Source organism: Cereibacter changlensis JA139, from assembly GCF_003034985.1.
In the GTDB taxonomy this organism is placed as follows: domain Bacteria; phylum Pseudomonadota; class Alphaproteobacteria; order Rhodobacterales; family Rhodobacteraceae; genus Cereibacter; species Cereibacter changlensis.
Map to the genome: position 1 here is coordinate 1 of NZ_PZKG01000221.1, position 4,357 is coordinate 4,357.

Here is a 4,357-nt window from a genome sequence, read left to right on the forward strand (position 1 = left end):
GCCGGGCAGGCCGAGGTTCCAGGCGCGCGAGAGGATCGCTTCCTTCGACCACCAGCCGGCGGTGATGAAGGGCACCCCGGCCAGCGAGGCCGCGCCGACGACGTAGGTGGCGAAGCTCGCCGGGCGGCGTTGCAGCGCGCCCTGCATCGCCACCATGCTGGTGCCGAACTCCGACCCGTGGGTGATGTCACCCGCCGCGAGGAACAGCAGCGACTTGAACATGGCGTGAACTACGAAATGCGCCACCGCCACCTCGGGCGCGCCGAGGCCGACGGCGAAGATCATGAAGCCGACCTGGCTGATCGAGGAATAGGCGAGGAGCCGCTTCACATCGGTCTGGAACAGCGCCAGGAGCGCGCCGAAACCGGCGGTGATCACGCCGCAGAGCGCAGTCAGGTTGCGCACGAAGGGCTCGGCATCCAGCACCGGGGCGAAGCGCACCAGAAGGAAGGCGCCGGCCGCCACCATGGTCGCCGAATGCAGCAGCGCCGAGACCGGCGTCGGCCCGGCCATGGCCGAGGGCAGCCAGGTGTGGAACGGCACCTGCGCCGACTTGCCGAGCGCGCCGCCCAAGAGCAGCAGCGCGATGATGGTGCGGCGGCTGCCGTCGATGGCGGCGCCGACCGGGATCAGCGTCTCCAGCCGGACCGAGTTCGCCTCGAGGAACAGGAGAAGCAGGCCAGCGAGCAGGAAGGCGTCGGCGACGCGGGTGATGATGAAGGCCTTGCGCCCGGCGGCGATGGCCTGCGACGATCCGGTGTTGTAGGCGATCAGGAAGAAGGAGCAGAGCCCCATCAGCTCCCAGCCGAAGAAGAAGGTGATGCTGTCATCGGCCAGAACCATGGTCAGCATGGCGGCGAGGAACAGGTTCATCAGCGCGAAGAAGCGGCGCAGGTCGGCGATCTTTGCGTCCGACATGTAATCGACCGCATAGGTCATCACCGCCGCGCCGATGGTGGCCACGGTGATCCCGACCAGCGCGCTCAGGGGGTCGAGCAGCAGCGCCAGCGCAACCTCGGACTGGCCGAAGTAGAGCGTGAAGACCGGCACGATGCCGTTGCAGGAGCCGGCGATGCAGAAGCCGGTCATCGGCGCCATCACGAGGAAGGGCGCGACCCCGCCGAGCAGCGCTATGCCCTGCACCGCCCGCTTGCCCAGCTTGAACGGGTCGAGTCCGAGCACGAGGAAGGCGGCCAGCGGCGGCGAGGGCACCAGGAGGAGGATGTGATACCATGTGAGCCAGTCCAGCATCTCAGCGCCTCAACCGGTCGAGGGCGTCGCTGTCGTCGGTCCCGGCAACCCGGCGCAGCGCGAGATAGAGCGCGAGACCGAGCGCCACCTCGGCCGCCGCCAGCACGAGGATCAGGACGAACATCCCCTGACCCTGCGCGTCGCCGTGGAAGCTGCCCGAGGCGATGAAGGCCAGCGCCGGGCCGCCCAGCATGATCTCGAGCGAGATCAGCTGGAACAGCACCGTCCGCCGCGCCAGCACGCCGAAGAGGCCGGTGGCGAAGAGCCCGCCCGCGATCCCCAAGAGCGCCATGAAGGTCATCCCGCTCACCGCCGTCTCCCCAGATGTCTTGCGCCCATCAGCGCGGCCAGAAGCAGCGCCGAGGCGATCTCCACCCCGATGGCCCAGGGCCCGAACAGCAGCGCCCCCAGCGCCTTCAGCGGCACTGTCGCGGGGCCGGGCTCCAGCCCCGTGCTGTTCGGACCCAGCAGCAGCGGCAGCGCCACCAACGCCACCACACCCGCCGGCAGCCGCCAAGCCCCGGACAGTCGCGCGCGTTCCTCGGCCAGCGCCTCGGGGGTGGCGTCCACCGTCATCACCACGAAGACGAAGACCGCGACGATGGCGCCGGCATAGACCAGCACCTGCACCGCCCCGGCAAAGCTGGCCCCCAGCGCGTAGAAGCAGCCCGCCAGCGACAGAAGCGCCGCCACCAGCCACATCAGCCCGTGCACGATGCCGGGCCGCGTCACCGCGAGCAGCGCCGAGGCCAGCGCCGCCGAGGCGCACCAGAGGGCGATGAAACCGCTCATGGCCGCAGGTCCTTCGGATCCATGGGCGGCGCATCCTGCGCGCCTTCGCCCTTGGCCTTGCCGGCGATCACCTTGCCCGCGACATCCCAATAGCGGTAGCCGGGGTGCTTGCCCTCGCCGGCGATGGTCAGGTCGGGCTTGTCATAGACCAGCGAGGCGCGCTGGTAATCGGCCAGCTCGAAATCCGGGGTGAGCTGGATCGCCGAGGTCGGGCAGGCCTCTTCGCAGAAGCCGCAGAAGATACAGCGGGCGAAGTTGATGCGGAAGGTCTCGGGATACCAGCGCCCGTCCTCGGTCTCGGCCTTCTCGACGGCGATGCAGTCGACCGGGCAGACGGCGGCGCAGAGGTTGCAGGCGACGCAACGCTCCTGCCCGTCGGGATCGCGGGTCAGCACGATGCGGGCGCGGTAGCGGGGCGGAAGCTCGGGCTTCACCTCGGGGTATTCGCGGGTGCGTTTCGGGGCGAAGAGCATCCGCCCGATGCGCCAGAGACTGTCGGCTACGGTCTTCATCCGGCCCTCCCAACGACGATCCAGCCGGTGACGAGCAGGTTCAGGAGCGCCAGCGGCAGCGCGACCTTCCAGGCGAAGCCGATCAGCTGGTCGTAGCGCGGCCGCGGCAGGGCGGCGCGGATCCAGATGAAGGCAAGGCAGATCAGGCCGACCTTCAGCCCGAACCAGATCGGGCCGGGCAGCAGCGGCCCGTACCAGCCACCGAGGAACAGCGTGGTGCCAAGGGCCGCGACCAGCATCACCGCGATGTATTCGCCGAGGAAGAACAGCGCGAAGCTCATCCCGGAATACTCGGTCATGAAGCCCGCCACGATGTCGTTCTCGGATTCCTGCAGATCGAACGGCAGGCGGTGCGCCGCGGCGATGCCGGCGGTGAAGAACAGCGCGGCCCCGAGGGGTTGCAGCAGGATGAACCAGAGGCCGTCCTGCGCCGCGACGATGTCGGACATCCGGAAGCTGCCCGCCATCAGCACCACGCCCATCAGCGACAGGCCGAGGAAGCTCTCGTAGGCCAGCATCTGCGCCGCCGCCCGGAGGCCGCCCAGCATGGCATAGCGGTTGCGCGAGGCCCAGGCGCCCAGCACCAGCGCATAGACGGTCAGCGCCAGCATCCCCATGACGAAGACCACGCCCATGTCGAGATCGGCCACCGCCCAGCCCTCGCCGAAGGCCACCACGCCGAAGCCCGTCAGCATCGGGATCGCGGCGAAGGCCGGGGCGAGGATATAGGCCGCGCGGTCGGCCCCTGCGGGGGCTGCATCTTCCTTGGTGATCAGCTTCACCGTGTCGGCAACCCATTGCAGGAAGCCGAAGGGCCCGACCCGGTTCGGCCCGAGCCGCTCCTGCAGGAAGCCGAGCACCCGGCGCTCGACCCAGGTGAAGACCCCGGCGGCGACCATGAGCAGCGCGAGGAGGACGATCGAGGCGGTGGCGAGGAGGAGCCAGGCGAGCAGCGTCATGCCAGGACCTCCAGCATGACGCGGCGGGCGCCGCGGGCGGTGAGGCCGGCGGAGACGCCGACATGGCCACGCGGCAGCGCCGGATCGAGGCTCAGCGGCGCGGGGCAGGGCTGGCCGTCGAGCCGGACAGCGGCGCCTTCGGCGAGGCCGAGCGCGGCGGCGTCCTCGGGGTGCAGCACCAGCCTTGGGGCTGGGGCGCGGGCGGCGAGGATGGCGCTCGCCGCATCGGTCTCGCTGCCGCGGAAGGGATCGTGCAGCGGGAGGAGGACCAGCCCTTCGCCAGCCGGTCGGGCATCCTGCAGGGCGGGGCCTGCCGGGGCGGCGTGGGTGAGCAGCAGGGCCCCCGGATCGCCGCCCTTCAACGGGCCGCCGATCCGTTCCATCGCCTGATAGACGGCGCTGACCGAATGCATCCCGGCGCGCTGCGGGGCAGGGAGGAGGGCGGGCGGCGCGGCCTTGCCCTCCATCGACCAGACGAAAGGCGAGTCCGGGTCGTTGTGCGGCTGGCCTTCCGCCACGCGGCCGGCGAGGTCGTCGGCGGTGCGGCCCGAGCAGCGGGCGGGGGCGCGCGGGATCGGCCCTGCGTCGGCTGCCGGAGCCGCGTCGACGATGCCTGCCAACGCCGGGATCTCCGCCGCGATCCGCGCCAGCAGCGCGTCGAAGCTGTCTGAAGACTTGCCGCCCAGGGCCGCCAGCAGCCGCCATGCCGCGGGCAGCTCCGACGGGCGGCCTGCGAAGAAGCGCTGGGCCCGGCCCTCGTGGTTGACGAATGTGCCCGCCGCCTCGGCCTGCGCCGCCACCGGCAGCACCAGATCGGCGCGGGCGGTCAGCGGCGTCTCCAGC

The 4,357-nt window shown here is 70.8% G+C and carries 5 protein-coding genes and 1 pseudogene; all 6 read right to left on the minus strand.

Features of this window, described 5'->3' with window-relative positions; genetic code table 11:
* Positions 1–1,251 (minus strand): NADH-quinone oxidoreductase subunit 5 family protein (locus C5F48_RS22125; RefSeq protein WP_308812776.1); only part of this gene is annotated, 1,251 nt, incomplete at its 3' end.
* A 1-nt stretch (position 1,252) separates the two neighbouring features.
* On the minus strand, positions 1,253–1,552 hold the full coding sequence (gene nuoK, locus C5F48_RS22130) for an NADH-quinone oxidoreductase subunit NuoK (RefSeq protein ID WP_107665908.1): 300 nt from the start codon (positions 1,550–1,552) through the stop codon (positions 1,253–1,255).
* Between the two features lie 5 nt (positions 1,553–1,557).
* Positions 1,558–2,043, minus strand: coding sequence for an NADH-quinone oxidoreductase subunit J family protein (locus C5F48_RS22135; RefSeq protein WP_107665905.1), 486 nt, complete (start codon positions 2,041–2,043; stop codon positions 1,558–1,560).
* Entirely contained in the window at positions 2,040–2,555 is a 516-nt protein-coding gene (nuoI, locus tag C5F48_RS22140; protein WP_107665906.1) for an NADH-quinone oxidoreductase subunit NuoI, read from the minus strand. The genes C5F48_RS22135 and nuoI overlap by 4 nt, the downstream gene beginning before the upstream one ends.
* Positions 2,552–3,514 carry an NADH-quinone oxidoreductase subunit NuoH gene (gene nuoH / locus C5F48_RS22145; RefSeq protein WP_107665907.1) on the minus strand — a complete coding sequence of 321 codons (963 nt, stop codon included), beginning with the start codon at positions 3,512–3,514 and terminating at the stop codon, positions 2,552–2,554. Before nuoH ends, nuoI begins: the two co-directional genes overlap by 4 nt.
* Positions 3,511–4,357: pseudogene (locus C5F48_RS25380) on the minus strand (NADH-quinone oxidoreductase subunit NuoG); the annotation flags it as partial. The pseudogene C5F48_RS25380 and the gene nuoH, both read right to left, overlap by 4 nt.